The sequence below is a fragment of the Achromobacter aegrifaciens genome, from assembly GCF_902859735.1.
Lineage (GTDB): Bacteria > Pseudomonadota > Gammaproteobacteria > Burkholderiales > Burkholderiaceae_B > Achromobacter > Achromobacter aegrifaciens.
In genome coordinates this window covers 101,602-118,798 of the sequence record NZ_CADIJY010000014.1, presented here as the reverse complement: position 1 = coordinate 118,798, position 17,197 = coordinate 101,602, and the positions used below count along the sequence as shown (strand labels likewise).

Annotated in this window: 17 protein-coding genes; 3 read left to right on the top strand and 14 right to left on the bottom strand. The window is 66.8% G+C overall.

Features of this window, described 5'->3' with window-relative positions:
* Positions 1-267: 267 nt before the first annotated feature.
* From HV766_RS25935 to HV766_RS25920, 4 genes are all read right to left on the bottom strand, one after another.
* Positions 268-1,008, bottom strand: a complete 741-nt coding sequence (locus HV766_RS25935; RefSeq protein WP_054451191.1) for an aldolase — start codon at positions 1,006-1,008, stop codon at positions 268-270.
* A 58-nt stretch (positions 1,009-1,066) separates the two neighbouring features.
* The gene (locus HV766_RS25930) at positions 1,067-1,471 is read right to left on the bottom strand and encodes a YchJ family protein (RefSeq protein ID WP_175161775.1); all 405 of its coding nucleotides are present in this window, start codon (positions 1,469-1,471) and stop codon (positions 1,067-1,069) included.
* Positions 1,472-1,492: 21 nt separating this feature from the next.
* Complete coding sequence (locus HV766_RS25925) at positions 1,493-1,765, bottom strand: GNAT family N-acetyltransferase (RefSeq protein ID WP_054451193.1); 273 nt, start codon at positions 1,763-1,765, stop codon at positions 1,493-1,495.
* 94 nt (positions 1,766-1,859) lie between these two features.
* Entirely contained in the window at positions 1,860-2,810 is a 951-nt protein-coding gene (locus tag HV766_RS25920) for a 3-hydroxyacyl-CoA dehydrogenase NAD-binding domain-containing protein (protein WP_175182088.1), read from the bottom strand.
* A gap of 119 nt (positions 2,811-2,929) precedes the next feature.
* Between HV766_RS25920 and HV766_RS25915 the strand changes: the two genes are divergently transcribed.
* Positions 2,930-3,562, top strand: coding sequence for a hypothetical protein (locus HV766_RS25915; RefSeq protein WP_054451195.1), 633 nt, complete (start codon positions 2,930-2,932; stop codon positions 3,560-3,562).
* Positions 3,563-3,608: 46 nt separating this feature from the next.
* On the opposite strand, the gene HV766_RS25910 is transcribed toward HV766_RS25915, so the two are convergent.
* Positions 3,609-5,009 carry an MFS transporter gene (locus HV766_RS25910; RefSeq protein ID WP_119451013.1) on the bottom strand — a complete coding sequence of 467 codons (1,401 nt, stop codon included), beginning with the start codon at positions 5,007-5,009 and terminating at the stop codon, positions 3,609-3,611.
* 114 nt (positions 5,010-5,123) lie between these two features.
* Between HV766_RS25910 and HV766_RS25905 the strand changes: the two genes are divergently transcribed.
* Complete coding sequence (locus tag HV766_RS25905) at positions 5,124-5,993, top strand: LysR family transcriptional regulator (protein ID WP_175161783.1); 870 nt, start codon at positions 5,124-5,126, stop codon at positions 5,991-5,993.
* An 89-nt stretch (positions 5,994-6,082) separates the two neighbouring features.
* The gene (locus HV766_RS25900) at positions 6,083-7,498 is read left to right on the top strand and encodes an amidase family protein (RefSeq protein WP_175182087.1); all 1,416 of its coding nucleotides are present in this window, start codon (positions 6,083-6,085) and stop codon (positions 7,496-7,498) included.
* 53 nt (positions 7,499-7,551) lie between these two features.
* On the opposite strand, the gene HV766_RS25895 is transcribed toward HV766_RS25900, so the two are convergent.
* From HV766_RS25895 to HV766_RS25855, 9 genes are all read right to left on the bottom strand, one after another.
* Positions 7,552-8,340 (bottom strand): 2-keto-4-pentenoate hydratase, encoded by a 789-nt coding sequence (locus tag HV766_RS25895; RefSeq protein WP_175182086.1) that lies wholly within the window; start codon positions 8,338-8,340, stop codon positions 7,552-7,554.
* A gap of 4 nt (positions 8,341-8,344) precedes the next feature.
* Complete coding sequence (locus HV766_RS25890) at positions 8,345-8,722, bottom strand: hypothetical protein (RefSeq protein ID WP_175161796.1); 378 nt, start codon at positions 8,720-8,722, stop codon at positions 8,345-8,347.
* 138 nt (positions 8,723-8,860) lie between these two features.
* Complete coding sequence (locus HV766_RS25885) at positions 8,861-10,141, bottom strand: glutamate-5-semialdehyde dehydrogenase (protein ID WP_059371744.1); 1,281 nt, start codon at positions 10,139-10,141, stop codon at positions 8,861-8,863.
* 115 nt (positions 10,142-10,256) lie between these two features.
* Positions 10,257-11,312 carry a DNA polymerase III subunit delta gene (holA, locus tag HV766_RS25880; RefSeq protein ID WP_054451201.1) on the bottom strand — a complete coding sequence of 352 codons (1,056 nt, stop codon included), beginning with the start codon at positions 11,310-11,312 and terminating at the stop codon, positions 10,257-10,259.
* Positions 11,313-11,975, bottom strand: a complete 663-nt coding sequence (locus HV766_RS25875; RefSeq protein WP_054451202.1) for an LPS-assembly lipoprotein LptE — start codon at positions 11,973-11,975, stop codon at positions 11,313-11,315. It abuts the gene before it with no gap.
* A gap of 11 nt (positions 11,976-11,986) precedes the next feature.
* Positions 11,987-14,644 (bottom strand): leucine--tRNA ligase, encoded by a 2,658-nt coding sequence (gene leuS, locus HV766_RS25870; protein WP_054451203.1) that lies wholly within the window; start codon positions 14,642-14,644, stop codon positions 11,987-11,989.
* Positions 14,645-14,729: 85 nt separating this feature from the next.
* Positions 14,730-15,950 carry an MFS transporter gene (locus HV766_RS25865; RefSeq protein WP_054451204.1) on the bottom strand — a complete coding sequence of 407 codons (1,221 nt, stop codon included), beginning with the start codon at positions 15,948-15,950 and terminating at the stop codon, positions 14,730-14,732.
* A gap of 41 nt (positions 15,951-15,991) precedes the next feature.
* Complete coding sequence (locus HV766_RS25860) at positions 15,992-16,504, bottom strand: MarR family winged helix-turn-helix transcriptional regulator (RefSeq protein ID WP_054451205.1); 513 nt, start codon at positions 16,502-16,504, stop codon at positions 15,992-15,994.
* Positions 16,505-16,658: 154 nt separating this feature from the next.
* Positions 16,659-17,129: an HU family DNA-binding protein gene (locus HV766_RS25855; protein WP_054451206.1), complete on the bottom strand. Its 471-nt coding sequence runs from the start codon at positions 17,127-17,129 to the stop codon at positions 16,659-16,661.
* Positions 17,130-17,197 lie beyond the last annotated feature (68 nt).

Below are 17,197 nucleotides of genomic sequence, written 5' to 3'. Positions count from 1 at the left end.
GAAACGACTTTGCGCCGATGATAGTGGACGGACGTCTGTGAAAGTAGGTCATCGTCAAGCTTTTATTCCGCAGAACCCCACAGGTAACCCCTGTGGGGTTTTGTCTTTGTGGCGACCGAATGTATTGCGCTCGGGATCTCTCGTGCGATACCACCAGCCGCAGTCCCAATGAAAAACCCCTCGCAGGAATATCCTGCGAGGGGTTTTGTTTTTGCGGCGCTCAGGTAAAAGCTTTTGAGCCAAAGCGGTAAAGCCGCTCAAGAGCGGCTAAGGCAGTTGGCGTCGCAAAGCGGCGAAGAACAGTTCGGATTGCAGGCGTTCGCCTTGGACCTGTGCGGCCACCTTGGCCGCCAGGTCAGGGTTGACCGGCAGCAGCGGGCGTCCCGTTGATTGCGCAAGCACCTGGGCGGTACAGGCGCGCTCCAGGAAGAACAGGTCGTCATAGGCATAGTCCAGTCTTTCCCCGCAGACTACGACGCCATGGTTGCCGAGGAAGACCACGTCTGCGCCCTGCATCGCATGGGCGATGCGTTCGCCTTCGCTGACGTCCAGCGCCAGGCCGTTGTAGTGTTGGTCGATTGCCAGGCGGCCGTGAAAGCGCATGGCGTTTTGCGACAGCGTGGTGTCGAGCGCGCGATCCGAGGTAAGGGTCAAGGCCGTGGCGTAGGGCATGTGCGTGTGCAGCACACAGGCCTTGCCGGCGATGCGGTGGATGGCGGCATGGATGAACATGGCCGTGGGCTCGACTGCATGCCGGCCGGCGAGCTTGTTGCCTTGGGCATCGATCAGCACGATGTCGTCCGCTTGCACCTCATGCCACATCAATCCGCGGGGATTGAGGAGGAAATGCTCCGAGTCGCCGGGCAGGGCCACGCTGAAGTGATTGCAGACGCCTTCGCCCAGACCATGCGCGGCCGCGGCCCGTAATGCGAGCGCAAGGTCGGCGCGCAGTGCCGCGACAGGTTCTGCGTGAAATAGCGCTTCGGCGTGGCGAGGATCCTGGTTCATGTCTGCCTTTTCTGATGTCTGGGTTTGTTAGGCCTGGTGCGGAACTGCCGGACCAGGATCAGTACAGGTCGCCATCCACATAGAACCACTGGCCGTCTTCGCGCACGAAGCGGCTGAGTTCGTGCAGGCGGTGGGCGCGGCCGGCCTGGCGGCTGCGGGCGACGAATTCCACCGTGGCGTGCTCGGGGTCTTGGCTGCGTGTCTGCTTGATCGCCAGACCCAGCCATTTCAGGCCGGGCGGATTGGGCTCGAGCGCGCTGGGACGGGTGCTGGGGTGCCAGGTCGCCAACAGATAGGGCAGCTTGTCCAGCACGAAGGCGCTGTAGCGCGAGCGCATCAGCGCCTCGGCGGTGGGCGCTTGCATGGCTTGCGGGCCTTCGTGCCAGCGCCCGCAGCATTCGGAATAGGGCTTGGGACCGCCGCAGGGACAGGCTGTGGAAGGGAGCTTGGATTGCTTGGTCACTGTGCGAAATGCCGACAGGGTTCAGGCCAGCAGATCGCTGTACTCAGGGTGGCGGCGAATGTAGGCGTCGGCGTAGGAGCACAAGGGCCGCACTTTCCAACCCCGGGCGCGGGCGTCGTCCAGCGCATATTTGGTCAGCGCAGCGGCGATGCCGCGTCCGCCCACCTGGCTGGGCACGCCGGTGTGCGTGATTGCCATGGTGCTGCCTTGCAACTGGTAATCGAGCACGCACAGGACGCCATCGACGGTGGCGGTGTAGCGGGAAAGGGCGCTGTCATGTGTTACGGAAATCATATGGAGCAATCCTGCTATGGCAGAGGGCAGGCGCAGTGGCCTGCCGGTATTGAGGGATATGGCGCATTCCGGCCCGCTGCGGGCCGCCGCCGTTTCAGCGCTGCAGTGCTTTCAGCAGTGCGGTGAGTTGCGCATCGCGCTCCTGGACCAGGTCGGCGATGCTGCGCTCGCCTGCTTCGGCGTTGACGCCCGCGATCAGGCGCTGTTGCAGTTCGGGGGTGACTTCCGGCGCGCCGAGATCGTCCCACCAGGTCTGGACTGGGCCCAGCAAGTGGTCCATGAAATTGGCCAGCCCGCCCGCGCCGCCGCCCAGGTTGAAGGTCATGTGCGGGCCGAACAGCGCCCAGCGCAGGCCCGGGCCTTGCGACACGGCGGCGTCGATATCGGCCACGCTGGCGACGTTTTCGGCCGCCAGGTGTATGGCTTCGCGCCATAGCGCAGCCTGCAGCCGGTTGGCGATGTGGCCGGGGACTTCCTTGTTCAAGCGGATGGGGTACTTGCCCAGGCTTCGGTAGAAGGCGATGCAACGATCGATGGTGTCGGCCGAGGTTTGTTCGCCGCCGACCACTTCGACCAGCGGAATCAGGTGCGGCGGATTGAACGGATGCCCGATGACAAAGCGCGAGGCATGGCGGCACTGCGATTGCAGGCGGCTCATGATGAGGCCGGAGGAGCTGGACGCGACGATGACCTGCGGCGGCAGCACGACGTCCATGCGCGCAAAGAGGGCAGTCTTGAAGTCTTCGCGCTCGGGCGCGTTTTCCTGCACGAAGTCCGCGCCGGCCAGCGCGGCCTCCAGGTCAGGCTCGAAGCGCAGCGCATCAGCGGAGGCGCCGGGCAGCACGTGTCCAAGTTCCGCCAGCACGGGCCATGCTGCCTGTACGCGGGCGCGCGTCAGCGTTTCGGCGTCGGCGGCGGGATCGCTGACGACGACCTCAAGGCCGCGGGCGAGGAACAACGCAGCCCAACTGGCGCCTATGGTGCCGGCGCCGACGACGGCGACGCGGCGGATGGCGGGCGGGTTGGACGTGGCAGGGCTGGACATGCGGGTCTCCTGTGAGCACGGATAGGAGCATTGTGAAGCAAACGCCGGCCCGTTGCCACGCGCATGCCGCGCGGGCAAGATAGCGGCTCCCTTTGACCTCCAGAATCCAGGAGTCCTGCATGAACGCGACGCCAGCCTCCCGATCCGCCGTGCCGTATTTTTGCCAGTGGGAGTCGGCGCATCGGGCCAGCGAAATCATCCAGGGCACGCTGGCCCTGGCCGATGACCCGGCCTGGCGCGGCTCGGGCGCGCGCGACGTGGATGAGTACGCGCGCTGGGCCAGCCACGTCTGCGGCATGGCCTGCCTGAAGATGGTGCTGGCGGCCCGCGACGGGCGCCAGTATCCGACGTTGGAGCTGGCGCGGGGCAGCTTGGCTTACGGCGCCTATACGGTGGAAGGCGAACAGATCAAGGGCATGATCTACGCGCCGTTCGTGCGCTACGTGGACGAGGCATTCGGCCTGGCGGCGCGCGTGCATGTCGATCTGCGCGCGGACGAACTGCCTGGATTGATGTCCCAAGCCGCCTATTTCATGGCGTCGGTGCATCCCTGGATACGCTGGCCCGAGCGGCAACCGCCCAGGAAGGGCGGGCACCTGGTGCTGGTGACTCGCGCAACGCCGGACTCGGTGACCTTCCACAATCCTTCGGGGGAGCCCGGCACGCAGGCCGATGTCGAATTGCCGCTGGCCGTCTTCGACGAATTTTTCGCGGGGCGTGGCGTGGCGATACTCCCCGCCGCGAACGTTTGAGCGCTGCGGCCTTCATGGCCTGTGAAGGCCGCAGCCTTGCCCGCGTTCAGGCATTGCGCGCGCGTTGCAGGTAGCGCCATGCAAGCACGGCAGCGAGCAGATAGCCTGAGGTGATGACGATGTAGGCCGCGGGCAGGCTGGCGCTCCATTGCGGCAGCAAATGCAGGATGGTGCCCATCAACGCGACGCCTACCAGCGCGCCGGATTGGCGGTTGGCATTCAGGGCGGCGGCGGCGCTGTTGGCGTGGCTCTTGCCCGAGACCTGCATGACCACGCTGGTCATGGCGGGAACGGCGACGCCCACGCCCAGATTGGCCACTGCGACGATGACGGCGAACGGCCAGTAGGCCATGTCCGGCGAGAACATGACGATTCCCGCGGCGCTCATGGCTGCGGCCAACGATACCCCGCCCAGCAGCGCCGCCGGCACGTTCCAGCGCGCCGATACCCGGCTGGACAACAGATTGCCCAAGGAGAACACGGCCAGCATGGGTACCAGCTGCAGGCCGGTCTCCAATGCGTCCGCGCCGCGTGCATGCTGCAGGAACAGGCTGAGCAGGAAGAGCTGGCCGTAGGCTGCCAGATTGATCAGAAAGCCGACGCCGTTGGCTGCCGCGAATTGCGCGGTGGCGAACAGGGCGCGCGGGATGATGGGGTCGGCATGGCGGCGCTCGCGCCGCACCAGCAGCAGGGCGGCGGCCGCGCAGAGGACCACCGTGCCCAGTATGAGGTTGGAGGACCAGCCGTAGGCGTTGCCCTGGATCAGCACGAAGCACAGCGAGGACAAGGCGATCACGCCCAGCAGATGGCTCAGCGGATTGAGGGCGCGCGGGCGGCGCGCAACCGCCTGGATGCGGCGTCGCGCCAGCCACAATCCGGCCAATCCCAGCGGGATATTGATGAGGAAGATCCCGCGCCAGCCAAATTGGTGGATCAGCACGCCGCCCAGGAGCGGGCCGGCAGCGCCTGCCACCGCCACGATCGCGGACCAGGCGGCCAGCATGCGGTTGCGCACCTGATCGTCGTCGTAGGCATGGGTCAGCAGGCTGAGGGAACTCGGCATGAACAGGGCCGCGCCCAGCCCCTGCAGCATGCGGGCCAGGATCAGCATGTCCGCGTTGGGCGCCAGGCCGCAGAGCAGGGACGCCAGGGTAAAGACGCCCAAACCGGCCAGGTAGATCGTCTTGGCGCCATACCGGTCGGCCAGCGCTCCTGCCACCAACAGCAGCGCCGCGAAAGTGAGGGTGTAGCCGTCCACGATCCAGACCAGATCCGTCAGGGGAACGGTGAACTGCACTGCGATGCTGGGCAGGGCGACGTTGACGACGGTGACGTCCAGCATCGCCATGACGAAGCCGATGGCCAGCGTGACTAGCGGCAGCAGGCCGGCCGCGGCGGGTTTGGCGGCCAGCGAGGGCGCGGTGAGGTTGGGGCAGGCGGAACTCATGGCTGGTGGTGTGGCGAGGCTGTCGAGGACTGAAGCTTAGACCTGTGCCTTGATGCAAAAAAGCCGAATAATTGCTTTATAGTGATGCAAAAATGCATCCTTAGGGCGAACGCGATGGACTGGGACAACGCCAGGATCTTCCTGGCCATCTACCGGGTGGGAACCCTGCGGGGCGCCGCCGCGCTGCTGCAGATCGACCAGGCAACCGCCGGGCGCAGGCTGGCGGCGCTGGAGTCCTCGCTGGACGCGCGGCTGTTCCTGCGCACGCCGGGTGGATATGTGCCCACGGCGGCCGGCGAACTGGCGTTCGCGGCCGCGGAGCGCATGGAGCAGGCGGCGGACCAATTGCAGCGCCAGATGCAGGGGCTGGATCATCGCCTGTCCGGCGTGGTGCGCGTGGCGACCTCGGAAACCGTGGCCAGCTACTACATCATGGAAGCGGTGCGGCGCGTGCATGCCCAGCACCCCGACATCCGCGTGGTGCTGTCCACGGCCATCCAGATCAGCAACCTGACGCGCCGCGAGGCTGACTTGGCGATACGGAACATCAAGCCGGACAACCCCGATTTGATACACCGGCACCTGACGCGCAAGGAGGTCGGGCTGTACGCTTCGCGCGCCTACCTGGCTGCGCATGGCGAGCCGCGGCCGGGCACTGCGTTCGCGGGGCACACGCTGGTGACGTACCAGCAAGCGGTGCTGCCGGGCTGGTCCGACACGTTTTGCGGCGAGCCCACGGGCAACGGCCGCATCGGCGTGGAGCTGAACTCCGGCCTGATGATCCTCGAGGCGGTCGCGGCCGGGCTGGGCATCGGCGAGGTGCCCACGCACATGGCGCCGGGGTATCCCGAGCTGGTACGTATCTGGCCGACGCGCAGCGAACCCTACGATTTGTGGTTGGTGATGCACGGCGACCTGAACCGCACGGCGCGCGTGCGCGCCGTGGCCGACGCGATAGTCGAGGTCTTCGAGGAGGACGAGTAGCGTTCCGGGCCGGCGGCGGCTTGTGGGCAGGCGCGGCAGGCGCTAAGGTTTGCCTGATCTTCCATGCAACCATGATTCAGGAGTCGCGCGTGTCCGATCTTTGGCGTTTGTCCGCAGTTGAGCTTGCCGCCCGCATCCGCAAGCGCGAGGTGTCCGCCCGCGAGGCCGCGCAAAGCGCGCTGGACCGGCTGGATGCCGTCAATCCCGCGATCAATGCCGTGGTGGACCACCGCCCGGACGATGTGCTGGCCCAAGCGGCGCAAGTGGATGCGATGCTTGCGCGCGGCGAAGACCCGGGGCCGTTGGCCGGCGTGCCCGTTACCGTGAAAATCAACGTGGACCAGGCGGGTTACGCCACGACCAATGGCGTGAACCTGCAGAAGGACGTGATCGCGGCGGAGAACAGCCCGGTCGTGGACAATCTGTTGCGCGCGGGAGCCGTGATCCTGGGCCGTACCAACACGCCCGCGTTTTCCTTGCGCTGGTTCACCGGCAATGCGCTGCATGGCGATACCTTGAACCCGCGCAATCCGGCGCTGACGCCCGGCGGCTCGTCGGGCGGCGCGGCTGCCGCGGTGGCGGCTGGCATCGGCCATCTGGCGCATGGCACGGATATCGCCGGCTCCATCCGCTATCCAGCCTATGCCTGCGGCGTGCATGGCCTGCGGCCGTCGCTGGGGCGCGTGGCGGCGTACAACGCGGCGCTGCCGGAACGCTCGATCGGGGGACAGTTGACCGCGGTGTCCGGCCCGCTGGGGCGCAGCATCGCAGATCTAAGACTGGGCCTGGCCGCGCTGGCGGCGCGGGATGTGCGCGATCCTTGGTGGGTGCCCGCTCCCCTGGTCGGGGCCGAGACGCCGCGCCGGGCCGCGCTGTGCCTGAATCCGGACGGCATGGACACCCAGCCCGCCGTGGTCAAGGCCTTGCAGGAAGCCGCCCGCCGGCTCAGCGAGGCAGGCTGGACGGTGGATACGCTGGATGCCGTGCCGCCGATGCAGGAGGCGGCGGACCTGCAGATCCGCATGTGGCTGGCCGATGGCTACGACGCCATGGTGGCAGCCGCGGAAAAAGAAGGCGATCGCGGAGCTCTGGTAGCGCTGGCTGGCCAGCGCGACAAGGCGGCGGGGGCCGACCTTGCGAGTTTTTCCGCCACGCTGACGCGGCGGGCTACGCTGACGCGCCTGTGGGAGTTGTTCTTCGCCGAGTATCCCGTGCTGTTGCTGCCCGTGTCGGCCGAGCTGCCGTTCCCTGACAAGCTCGATCTGCAAGGCGATGCGGCCTACGCGCGCATCTGGCGCGCGCAGATGACGCAGATCGGCGTGCCGTTCATGGGTTTGCCAGGCCTGTCGGTGGCGATGGGCAGCGCGATGAGCGAGGCAGGCGCGAGCCCGGTGGGCGTGCAGGTGCTGGCGGGACGCTACCGCGAGGACCTGTGTCTGGATGTGGGGGAAATCATCGAGGCGGGCGCAGCGCCCATCGAGATCGCGCAGCCCGCGGCCCGCTAGTCCGCAAGAGCGGACCAGGCGGGCAGGGGACGGAAGTTCGGTGTGCGGCCGGGCTAGGGCTTGCTGAAGTGCAGGCGCAGGACGCCGAGGTCGCCGTAGGCGAGTTCGAGATCGCGGTTGGCGGGCACGTCCAGGAAGCCGGCATAGGAGCCGGTGATGACGTGCTGGCCGGCGCGTAGTCCCAGACCTTGTTCGCGCAGGAAATTGGCCAGCCAGTAGAGCCCGGCCTTGGGACGATCGTTCGGGTGGATGCCCGCGTGCTGCTCGGTTTCAACCCCGTCCACGGACAGCGTGATGCTCAAGGCGCCGGGGGCATCGTGCGGGGATGCGATGCGCGGACCCAGTACCAGCCCCTGGTTGAACATATGGTCGGCCAGGAGTTCCGGCAGGCTGGCATGTTCCGGAGCCGCATAACGGCAGCCCAGTACTTCCAAGGCCAGGCGCGCGCCGCCGATGGCCGCGTCCACTTCGGACTCGGTGTAGGGCTCGGGGCGCGCGGGCAGATCCCGGGCAATTTCGAACGCGATCTCGGGTTCGATGCGCACGGTCTGGGTCCGGGCCGCAACAGGGCCGGCTTCGGCGTACGCGATGGTCGAGGCATAGATCGGCGCGACCACGCTTTTCTCGGGCGTGGGCAAGGCGCTCTTCCAGGCGCCGATGTCGTCCTGATGCTTCTCGAGCAGCAGCTGCGCGGTGCGTTGCTGCACGGCGAAGGCCTGGTTCAGCGATTGGGGACGGCAGTCGGCGGGCAGGCGCGGGCCGGCGATGCCGGACTCGCGCGCGGCGACCAGATAGCGGGCCGCCTCGAGGCTGCCGGGATAGTCTTCGATTCTGATCTGCATGGGTTCAAGCTCCCAGGAACAGCATGATCCAGAGCACGATCATGGCGATCAGGCCGAGCCAGCACGAACCCCAGAAGCCGACGATCGGCCATTTCAGCGATAGCGGCGTCTTCTTCGGATCGACGTGGGAGAGCAGGTCGTTGGCGTTGCCGATCAGCCAGAAGCGCGTGCCGGGAAACATCAGGCGGAAAAAGTAATCCAGCATGATGGATGCCTGGATCGCAAGCGGATACTGATTGAATTGACGGTGCTGCAGGTACGGGTGCTTCAATTTGGCGTTGATCTGCTTGCTCTTGAAGAACAGCACGACGCCGCTGAGCGTGCATGTGATGAAGCACAGCAGGAAGAGGCTGAAGGCCATGGCCATCGCGGGTGAGTACATGGGGATCTCAGGAAGACGCGGCGCGCCGCGTTCGGATGAAAAGAATGCCTGCGGAAAACTGCTGGCCGTATTGTAGAAGGCTTGCCGCGGCCCCGTGTTCAGGGCCGCGTCAGTCTGCGTGCAGTCGGAGGCTCGGGATCAGCCGCGCACCTGGCCTTCGCCGCTGAGCACCCACTTCAGCGTGGTCAGGCCTTCCAGGCCGACCGGGCCGCGCGCGTGCAGGCGGTTCGTCGAGATGCCGATCTCGGCGCCCAGGCCGTATTCGAAACCGTCCGCAAAGCAGGTCGGCAGGTTGACGTACACCGAACTGGAGTCGACCTCGCGCTGGAAGCGCTGTGCGGCGGACAGGTCCTCGGTGACGATGGCGTCGGTATGGCCCGAGCCCCAGCGCGCGATGTGCTCGATGGCGTCGTCCAGCGTGTCGACGATGCGCACCGCCAGGATGGGACCCAGGTACTCCGTGGCCCAGTCTTCTTCCGTGGCCGGTTTGGCGTGGGGCAGCAAGGCCAGCGTGCGGGGGCAGCCGCGCAATTCGACGCCGTGCTCGGTGAGGGCCGCGGCCAGGCTGGGCAGGATGGAAACGGCGGCGACCGCGTCGACCAGCAGCGTTTCCATGGCGCCGCAGATGCCGTAGCGGTAGGTCTTGGCATTGAAGGCGATGGCGTGCGCCTTGTCCGGATCGGCCGCCGCGTCGATATAGACGTGGCAGTTGCCGTCCAGGTGCTTGATGAGCGGCACGCGCGCCTCTTGCGACAGGCGGGCGATCAGCCCCTTGCCGCCGCGCGGCACGATGACGTCGATGTGCTCGGTCATGGTGATGAGCTTGCCGACGGCGGCGCGGTCGGCCGTGGCGACGACCTGCACCGCGTCCTGCGGCAGCCCTGCGGCGGCCAGGCCGGTCTGCACGATGCGGCCCAGCGCGATGTTGGAATGCAGGGCTTCGCTACCGCCGCGCAGGATGGCGGCGTTGCCGGACTTCAGGCACAGCGCGGCCGCGTCGATGGTCACGTTGGGGCGGGATTCGTAGATGATGCCGATCACGCCCAGCGGCACGCGCATCTGCGCCACGCGCATGCCGTTGGGGCGTACGCTGGTGGCGGTGATGCTGCCGATGGGATCAGGCAGGGCGGCGATCTGGCGCAGGCCCTCGGCCATGTGCGCCAGTGTCTTGTCCGACAGGGTCAGGCGGTCCAGCAGCGCCGGCTCCAGGCCGTTGCTGCGCGCTGCGGCCAGGTCTTTTTCGTTGGCGGCCTTGAGTTCGTCGTGGCTGGCGGCCAGGGCGTCGGCCATGGCGAGCAGCGCCTGGTTCTTGGCGGCGCCGGTGGCGCGCATCATGGCGCGCGAGGCGCGGCGGGCGTTTTCGCCCAGGGTGAGCATGGCTTGTTCGATGGAGGACGTGGACATGGCAGCGTCGATCATGAGGATGGGGCGGCGCGGACGCCACCTGGAGATTCAGTGTATATCCGGCCGCGAGGCCGGGCGAATGCCAGCGCATGGGCTGGCGCGGGAGGCGAAGGCGGCGGCTATGCCGCCTTCACGGTCGTCCGCCAGCGGCGGCGACACGCAGCGCGAGCCGCGTCATTTCTTCCCAGGGATCGGACAGGCGTCCTGGTACCGACAGGCCCTTGATCAGGCGATCGACCTCATGTGCATGCTGCACGGCGGCCGGCCACACGTTCGGCTGCACCCGGTTCAGCGCCTGCAACGCCAGCCGCTCGTGCGCGCCGAAAATGCGCAGGCGGCGCATCAGGCCGTTGACGTCCTGGCCCAGGGCGCGCGCTTCGGCGATGCGGGCCAGCAGGCGGATTTCCTCGCCGACCGCCCATAGCACCAGCGGCAGCGCTTCGCCTTCGGCGCGCAGGCCGTCGATCATGCGGATGGTGCGGCCGGTGTCGCCGGCGAGCATGGCGTCGCGCAGGCCGAAGACGTCATAGCGCGCAACGTTCAGCACCGCTCGCTCCACGTCCTCCGCGGCCAGCTGGCCTTCGGGGTAGAGCAGGCCCAGCTTCTGGATTTCCTGGTGGGCGGCCAGCAGATTGCCTTCCACCTTGTCGGCCATCCATTGCAGGGTGGCGCCGTCGGCGCGCTGGTTCTGGCGCGCCAGCCGCATGCCGACCCAGGCGGGCAGGCGGCCCCGTTCGATGTTGGCGATGTCGACCATCATGCCGCCGCGGCTCAAGGCCTGCACCCAGCGGCTTTCGCGGGTGGCCTTGTCCAGGCGCGGCAGGGCGATCAGCACGAGCGTGTCCGGATCCGCCTGCTTCTCAGCCTGTTCGGCCAGCTTGGCCAGGGTGTCGGCGCCGGACTTGCCAGGCTTGCCCGTCGGGATCTTGATTTCAAGGATGCGGCGGTCGCCGAACAGCGACACGCTTTGCGTGGCGGCGGTGACCGAGCTCCAGTCGCTGCGCGCGTCCATGACCATGGACAGGCGGTCGGTGTAGCCCGCGTTACGGGCCGCGGCGCGCAGCGCGTCCACGGCCTCGGTCACGAGCAGGGGTTCGTCGCCGGACACCGTGTAGAGCGGGGCCAGGCGGTTGCCTGGCCGCTGCAGGTGCTCGGCCAGGCGATCCGCGTCCAGGGGCTGTGCCATTTAACGCAGGATGGCCGGATCGGTGGTGGACGGCGTCTGCCACGGCGCGGGCGTGCGCTTTTGTTCCGGCGTGGTCGGGTCGTACAGCGGGGTCTCGCCGTCTTCCGCGCGCTCTTCGGCATTCTCGAATGCATGGCGCACTTCCGGCGCGGTCATGCGGCGCAGCAGGCGGGACACCAGGTCGCGCTGCATGGCCCGGTACAACGTTTCGATCTGGCCTTGCTTGGCTTGCACCACCTGGTCGTCATAGGGCATTTCGCGGTAGATCGACAGCGTGGTGTCCGGGATCAGGGCGCGGCCCTTGGCATCGATGAGGCGGAACGTGTAGTTGATGCCGAGTTCGTATTCCTCGACACGGCCCTGGGCGTTCAGCGACACCTCTCGCAGGGTGCGAGTGTCGGCGACCTGCTGCAGGATGGCTTGCGCCTCCTTGGGGGTCGACACGAGCTTGGTGTTCGGCGAGGCCGCGCGCAGCGCGCGGCGCACGTCGGCGCCGAACTGCGTGGTGTCGGAAATGCCGACATACAGCGTATCGAACGGCATCGGCGTGACGCCACGCAAGGCGAAGCCGCAAGCGGAGAGCAGCATGAACAGCGCCAGGCAGGCGCCGCGCAGCAGCCAGGACTGGCGGGGGGAGTGCGTTTGTTGCCCGGCGAAGTGCATGCTTGACCTCATCAGCCTACGACGTTGACCAGTTTGCCCGGAACCACGATGACGCGCTTGGGCGGACGGCCTTCCAGGAAGCGGGCGACCTCTTCCTGGGATGCCGCGAGCTTTTCGATGTCTTCCTTGGCGGCCTTGGCGGCCACGCGGATGGAGCCGCGCAGCTTGCCGTTGACCTGGAGCATCAGCTCGATCTCGTCGGCGACCAGCGCCGCCTCGTCCACGTGCGGCCAAGGCGCGTCGAGCAGGTCGCCCAGCTCGTGGGCGTAGCCCAGGTCGCGCCACAGGTGCCAGGTGATGTGCGGCACCACGGGATACAGCACGCGCAGCAGCACGCCCAGCGTTTCGGCGTAGGCGGCGTCCGCGGCTGCGCCTTCGGGCAGCTTGGCGTCGTCGATGGCGTTGAGCATCTTCATGCACGCCGACACGACGGTGTTGTACTGGATGCGCTGGTAGTCGTAGTCGGCTTGCTTGAGCAGGCCGTAGACCTCGCGGCGCAGATCCTTGACCGGGGCCGGCGCCTGCGCCCAGTCAGCGCCATGGGCCAGGCCGCGCGCGATGGCCTCGCGCTGGCCGTAGCTGATGGACCAGAGGCGGCGCAGGAAGCGGTTGGAGCCTTCGACCCCAGAGTCCGACCATTCGAGGGTCTGTTCCGGCGGGCTGGCGAACATGACGAACAGGCGGGCCGTGTCCGCGCCCAGCGTGTCGATCAGCGATTGCGGGTCGACGCCGTTGTTCTTCGACTTGGACATCGTGCCTACGCCGCCGTAGGTGATGGCGGAGCCGTCCGACTTCAGCTTGGCGCCGACGATGGCGCCGCGGTCGTCGTAGACGTTTTCGACGTCTTCCGGCCAGAAGTATTCGATGCCGCCCTGCGGCGTCTTGCGCGAGTAGATATGGTTCAGCACCATGCCCTGGCACAGCAGCTTGGTGAAGGGCTCGTCGAAGTTGAGCAAGCCCATGTCGCGCATGACCTTGGTCCAGAAGCGGGCGTACAGCAGGTGGAGCACCGCGTGTTCGATGCCGCCGATGTACTGGTCCATCGGCATCCAGTAGTCGTTGCGCGCGTCGACCATGGCGTTATCGTTGCCCGGCGAGGTGTAGCGCATGAAGTACCAGGACGAGTCCACGAAGGTGTCCATCGTGTCCGTTTCACGGCGCGCCGGCTTGCCGCACTTGGGGCAGGAGCAGGACAGGAACGCCTCGTTCTTGGCCAGCGGATTGCCGCTGCCGTCCGGGATGAGGTCGTCGGGCAGGACCACCGGCAGGTCTTTTTCCGGAACCGGGACCGGGCCGCAATCCGCGCAGTGGATGATGGGGATGGGGGTGCCCCAATAGCGCTGGCGCGAGATGCCCCAGTCGCGCAGGCGCCAGGTGGTCTGCTTTTCGCCCAGGCCTTGCGCGCCCAGGTCGACGGCGATGGCGTCGACCGCTTCCTTGTGGGAGAGGCCGTCGTACTTGCCCGAATTGATGGTGCGTCCGGCTTGCTTGTCGCCGTACCACTCCTGCCAGGCATTGGTGGAGTATTCCTTGCCGGCCACGTCCACGACCTGCACGATGGGCAGGTCATATTTCTTGGCGAAGGCGAAATCGCGCTCGTCATGCGCCGGCACGCCCATCACGGCGCCGTCGCCGTAGGTCATGAGCACGTAGTTGCCGACCCAGACCTGAACTTCGGCGCCCGTGACCGGGTGCGTGACGTACAGGCCCGTGGGCATGCCTTCCTTTTCGCGCGTGGCCATTTCGGCCTCGGTCGTGCCGCCCAGCTTGCATTGTTCGATGAAGGCGGCCAGTTGCGGATTGGAGAGCGCGGCCTGCGTGGCCAGGGGGTGTTCCGGCGCCACGGCGCAGAAGGTCACGCCCATGATGGTGTCGGCGCGGGTGGTGAAGACGTACAGCTTGCCGTCCTGGATCAGCTGGCCGTCCTGGCCGGCGATCTTGTGCGGGAAAGCGAAGCGCAGGCCCTCGGACTTGCCGATCCAGTTTTCCTGCATCAGGCGCACGCGCTCGGGCCAGCCGGGCAGATCGTTCTGGACGGCGCCCAGCAGTTCGTCGGCGTAATCGGTGATGCGCAGGTAGTAGCCGGGGATCTCGCGCTTTTCGACCAGCGCGCCCGAGCGCCAGCCGCGGCCGTCGATGACCTGTTCATTGGCCAGCACGGTCTGGTCCACGGGGTCCCAGTTGACGACCTGGGTCTTGCGGTAGGCGACGCCCTTTTCCAGCATCTTGAGGAACAGCCACTGGTTCCACTTGTAGTACTGGGGATCGCAGGCGCACATTTCGCGCGACCAGTCGATCGCCAGGCCCATCGCCTTCATCTGCTTCTTCATGTAGGCGATGTTGTCGTACGTCCACTTCGCCGGCGGCACCTTGGACTTGATGGCGGCGTTTTCCGCCGGCATGCCGAAGGCGTCCCAGCCCATGGGCATCAGAACGTTGTAGCCGCGCATGCGCAGCTGACGGGCCATCATGTCGTTGATGGTGTAGTTGCGCACGTGGCCCATGTGCAGCTTGCCGCTGGGGTAGGGCAGCATGGAGCAGGCGTAGAACTTCGGCTTTTCGGAGCCGTCGGCGTTCTTGGCGTGTTCGTGGACCAGGTAGACGTCGCGCGCCTGCCAGTCTTGGTGGGCGGCTGCTTCGACGGTATTGGGGAGGTAACGTTCCTGCATGGGCTCGTGCACGATGGCAAAAAAAGGGTGAGCCGCCTCGCCGCGCGGGCGCGGAGGCGGCCAAAACCCCTGATTATAGGAGGTGCTAGGCGCGGGCAGGGGACGGAGCCGTTTCGGGGATGCGCGCGCTGGGCGCCAGGGCACCATAAGCCAGCGTAATCACCCCGAGGACGGCGCCCGCCGTGACCACGCCGGGCCAGCCAAAATGGGCGTACAGCCAGGACGATACCAGCGAACCGGATGCGCCGCCGATGAAGTAGCTGGTCATGTAGCCGGCCGTCAGCCGGCTGCGCGCTTCGGGGCGCAGGCGGTAGAGGGCGCTGCTGTTGGTGACGTGCACGCCCTGGATCGCGAGATCCTGCACCAGGATGCCCACCAGCAGGGCCAGCACCGACACCTGGCCGAAGGCGATCAGTCCCCAGGAACCCAGCAGCAACAGCAGTCCGACGCGGGTGGCGAGGTTGCCCAGGCCGCGGTCGGCAAGGCGGCCGAAGCGGTTGGCGGCGTAGGCCCCTGCGGCGCCCGCCAGCCCGAACAGGCCGATGGTGGTGTTGCTGTATTGATAGGGCGGGCTGGCCAGCAGGAAGGTCAGCGGCGTCCACAGCATGCTGAAGGCCGCGAACAGCAGGCCGCCCAGCAGCGAGCGGGCGCGGAACAGCGGTTCCTCGACGAACATGCGCAGGATGGAGCCTAGCAGGCGCGGGTAGCTCAGCCCGGCCGGACTCTGGTGGCGCGGTAGCAGGCGCCACAGGGCCGCGGACATGATCAGCATCAGGATGGCCGCCACCCAGTACACGGTGCGCCAGCTGCCTACGTCGGCGAGCGCGCCGGCGACGGTGCGGGCCAGCAGGATGCCCAGCAGCAGTCCGCTCATGACGGTGCCCACGGCCTTGCCCCGCTCATGCGGGGCGGCCAGCGTCGCGGCGAAAGGCACCAGGATCTGGGCCACCACGGACAGCATGCCCGTCAGCGCCGTGCCCAGGATCAGCACGCCGATATTGGGGGCGAAGGCGGAAATCAGCAGACCGCCCGAGGACAGCAGGTTCATCAGCACGATCAGGCTGCGGCGCTCGAACATGTCGCCCAGGGGCACGAGCAGCATCAGGCCCACCGCATAGCTCAGCTGCGCGGTGGTGACGATGCTGCCTGCCGTGGCGCTGGACAGCGAGAATTGCTCGCTGATCGTATGCAGCAGGGGCTGCGCGTAATAGTTGCTGGCGACGGCGAGGCCGGTCGCGACCGACATCAGCAGGAGGATGGGCGCGGTCAGGACCGGCGTCTGGGAGGACTGGGTAGCGGAAGTCATGGATCGGGATCGGGGATGATGGCTGCGGAAGAGGGCTCGGCTCAGGCGCCGATGCCGCCAGGCGTTTCCTGGTCCTGCTTGATCAGCAGCTTCCTGAGGAGGCCGGCCAGTTGCTTGCGCTCGGCTGCGGACAGCGGTTCAAGCAGTTCATTGAGGTCCTTCAGGTAGTCCTTCAGCACCAGCTTGATGGTGCGCAAGCCTTCGGCCGTGAGCGACACGATGACGCCGCGCCGGTCTTCCGGATTGGGGCTGCGCGTGAGCAGGCCGGCCTGCTCCAGGCGGTCGAGCCGGTTGGTCATGGCGCCGGAGGTCAATAGCAGGGCCTCCACCAGCTTCTGCGGATTCAGCGCGTAGGGCGAGCCGCTGCGGTACAGCGTGGCCAGCACGTCGAATTCGCCCTGGTGCAGGTCGTAGTTGCGGAAGCTGCGGTTCACGTTGCGCGCGGCCAGCGCGTTCAGACGGAACACACGGGTGACGACGGACATGGCGGCGAAGTCCTGGGCGGGACATTCGGCGGTCCATTGGGAGATCACCAGATCGACGAGGTCATTCATGGGTGCATGGGATTTGTTTTTACGTGAAGTATCTTAACATGAAGATAAATTGGAAAAAGCCGACCTATGCGTCGTGCAGGCCGGCCGCGGCAAAAAAGAAGGGCCCGCCTCTTGCGAGGCGGGCCCTTCCGGCTTGACCGGAACTACGCGCGAATTACTGCGCGGCGTCCTTCAGCTTCTTGAGCGGGCGAACCTTCACCTTGACCGAAGCCGGCTTGGCGGGGAACCAGCGCTCTTCACCGGTGAACGGATCCTTGCCGAAGCGCTTGGCCTTGGCCGGAACCTTCTGCACGGCAACCTTGAACAGGCCGGGCAGCGTGAATTCGCCAGCGCCCTTCTTGTCCACGGAGCCCAGCACCGAGGTTTCCAGGCTGGCCAGGACGGCCTTGACCGACTTGGCTTCAACGCCCGATTGCTCAACGATGTAGGCGATCAGCTGGGTCTTGTTCAGGGCGGCCTTGATGGCCTTGGGGGCAGCAGCGACCTTCTTGGCGGCGACGACCTTCTTGACGGCCGGCTTTGCAGCGGGCTTCACAGCGGGTTTGGCAGCAGTTGCCTTCTTTGCGGGCGCCTTGGCGGCGGGCTTGGTGACTTTCTTGGCAGGAGCTTTTGCTTTCGTGGCCATGGTCAAAATCCGTATGTTGAGGTCATGGAGCAGCGCGCGCCGGGTATCGGCGTTTGACGCTACGCGGC

Bases quoted from the DNA above. Each gene is read 5' to 3' on its own strand.
- HV766_RS25890 (WP_175161796.1), bottom strand. From the start codon at position 8,722: ATGTACTCACCCGCGATGGCCATGGCCTTCAGCCTCTTCCTGCTGTGC.
- HV766_RS25910 (WP_119451013.1), bottom strand. From the start codon at position 5,009: ATGAGTTCCGCCTGCCCCAACCTCACCGCGCCCTCGCTGGCCGCCAAA.
- HV766_RS25855 (WP_054451206.1), bottom strand. From the start codon at position 17,129: ATGGCCACGAAAGCAAAAGCTCCTGCCAAGAAAGTCACCAAGCCCGCC.
- HV766_RS25895 (WP_175182086.1), bottom strand. From the start codon at position 8,340: ATGCAGATCAGAATCGAAGACTATCCCGGCAGCCTCGAGGCGGCCCGC.
- HV766_RS25865 (WP_054451204.1), bottom strand. From the start codon at position 15,950: ATGACTTCCGCTACCCAGTCCTCCCAGACGCCGGTCCTGACCGCGCCC.
- holA (WP_054451201.1), bottom strand. From the start codon at position 11,312: ATGGCACAGCCCCTGGACGCGGATCGCCTGGCCGAGCACCTGCAGCGG.
- HV766_RS25935 (WP_054451191.1), bottom strand. From the start codon at position 1,008: ATGAACCAGGATCCTCGCCACGCCGAAGCGCTATTTCACGCAGAACCT.
- HV766_RS25860 (WP_054451205.1), bottom strand. From the start codon at position 16,504: ATGAATGACCTCGTCGATCTGGTGATCTCCCAATGGACCGCCGAATGT.
- HV766_RS25905 (WP_175161783.1), top strand. From the start codon at position 5,124: ATGGACTGGGACAACGCCAGGATCTTCCTGGCCATCTACCGGGTGGGA.
- HV766_RS25875 (WP_054451202.1), bottom strand. From the start codon at position 11,975: ATGCACTTCGCCGGGCAACAAACGCACTCCCCCCGCCAGTCCTGGCTG.
- HV766_RS25925 (WP_054451193.1), bottom strand. From the start codon at position 1,765: ATGATTTCCGTAACACATGACAGCGCCCTTTCCCGCTACACCGCCACC.
- HV766_RS25885 (WP_059371744.1), bottom strand. From the start codon at position 10,141: ATGATCGACGCTGCCATGTCCACGTCCTCCATCGAACAAGCCATGCTC.
- HV766_RS25920 (WP_175182088.1), bottom strand. From the start codon at position 2,810: ATGTCCAGCCCTGCCACGTCCAACCCGCCCGCCATCCGCCGCGTCGCC.
- HV766_RS25915 (WP_054451195.1), top strand. From the start codon at position 2,930: ATGAACGCGACGCCAGCCTCCCGATCCGCCGTGCCGTATTTTTGCCAG.
- leuS (WP_054451203.1), bottom strand. From the start codon at position 14,644: ATGCAGGAACGTTACCTCCCCAATACCGTCGAAGCAGCCGCCCACCAA.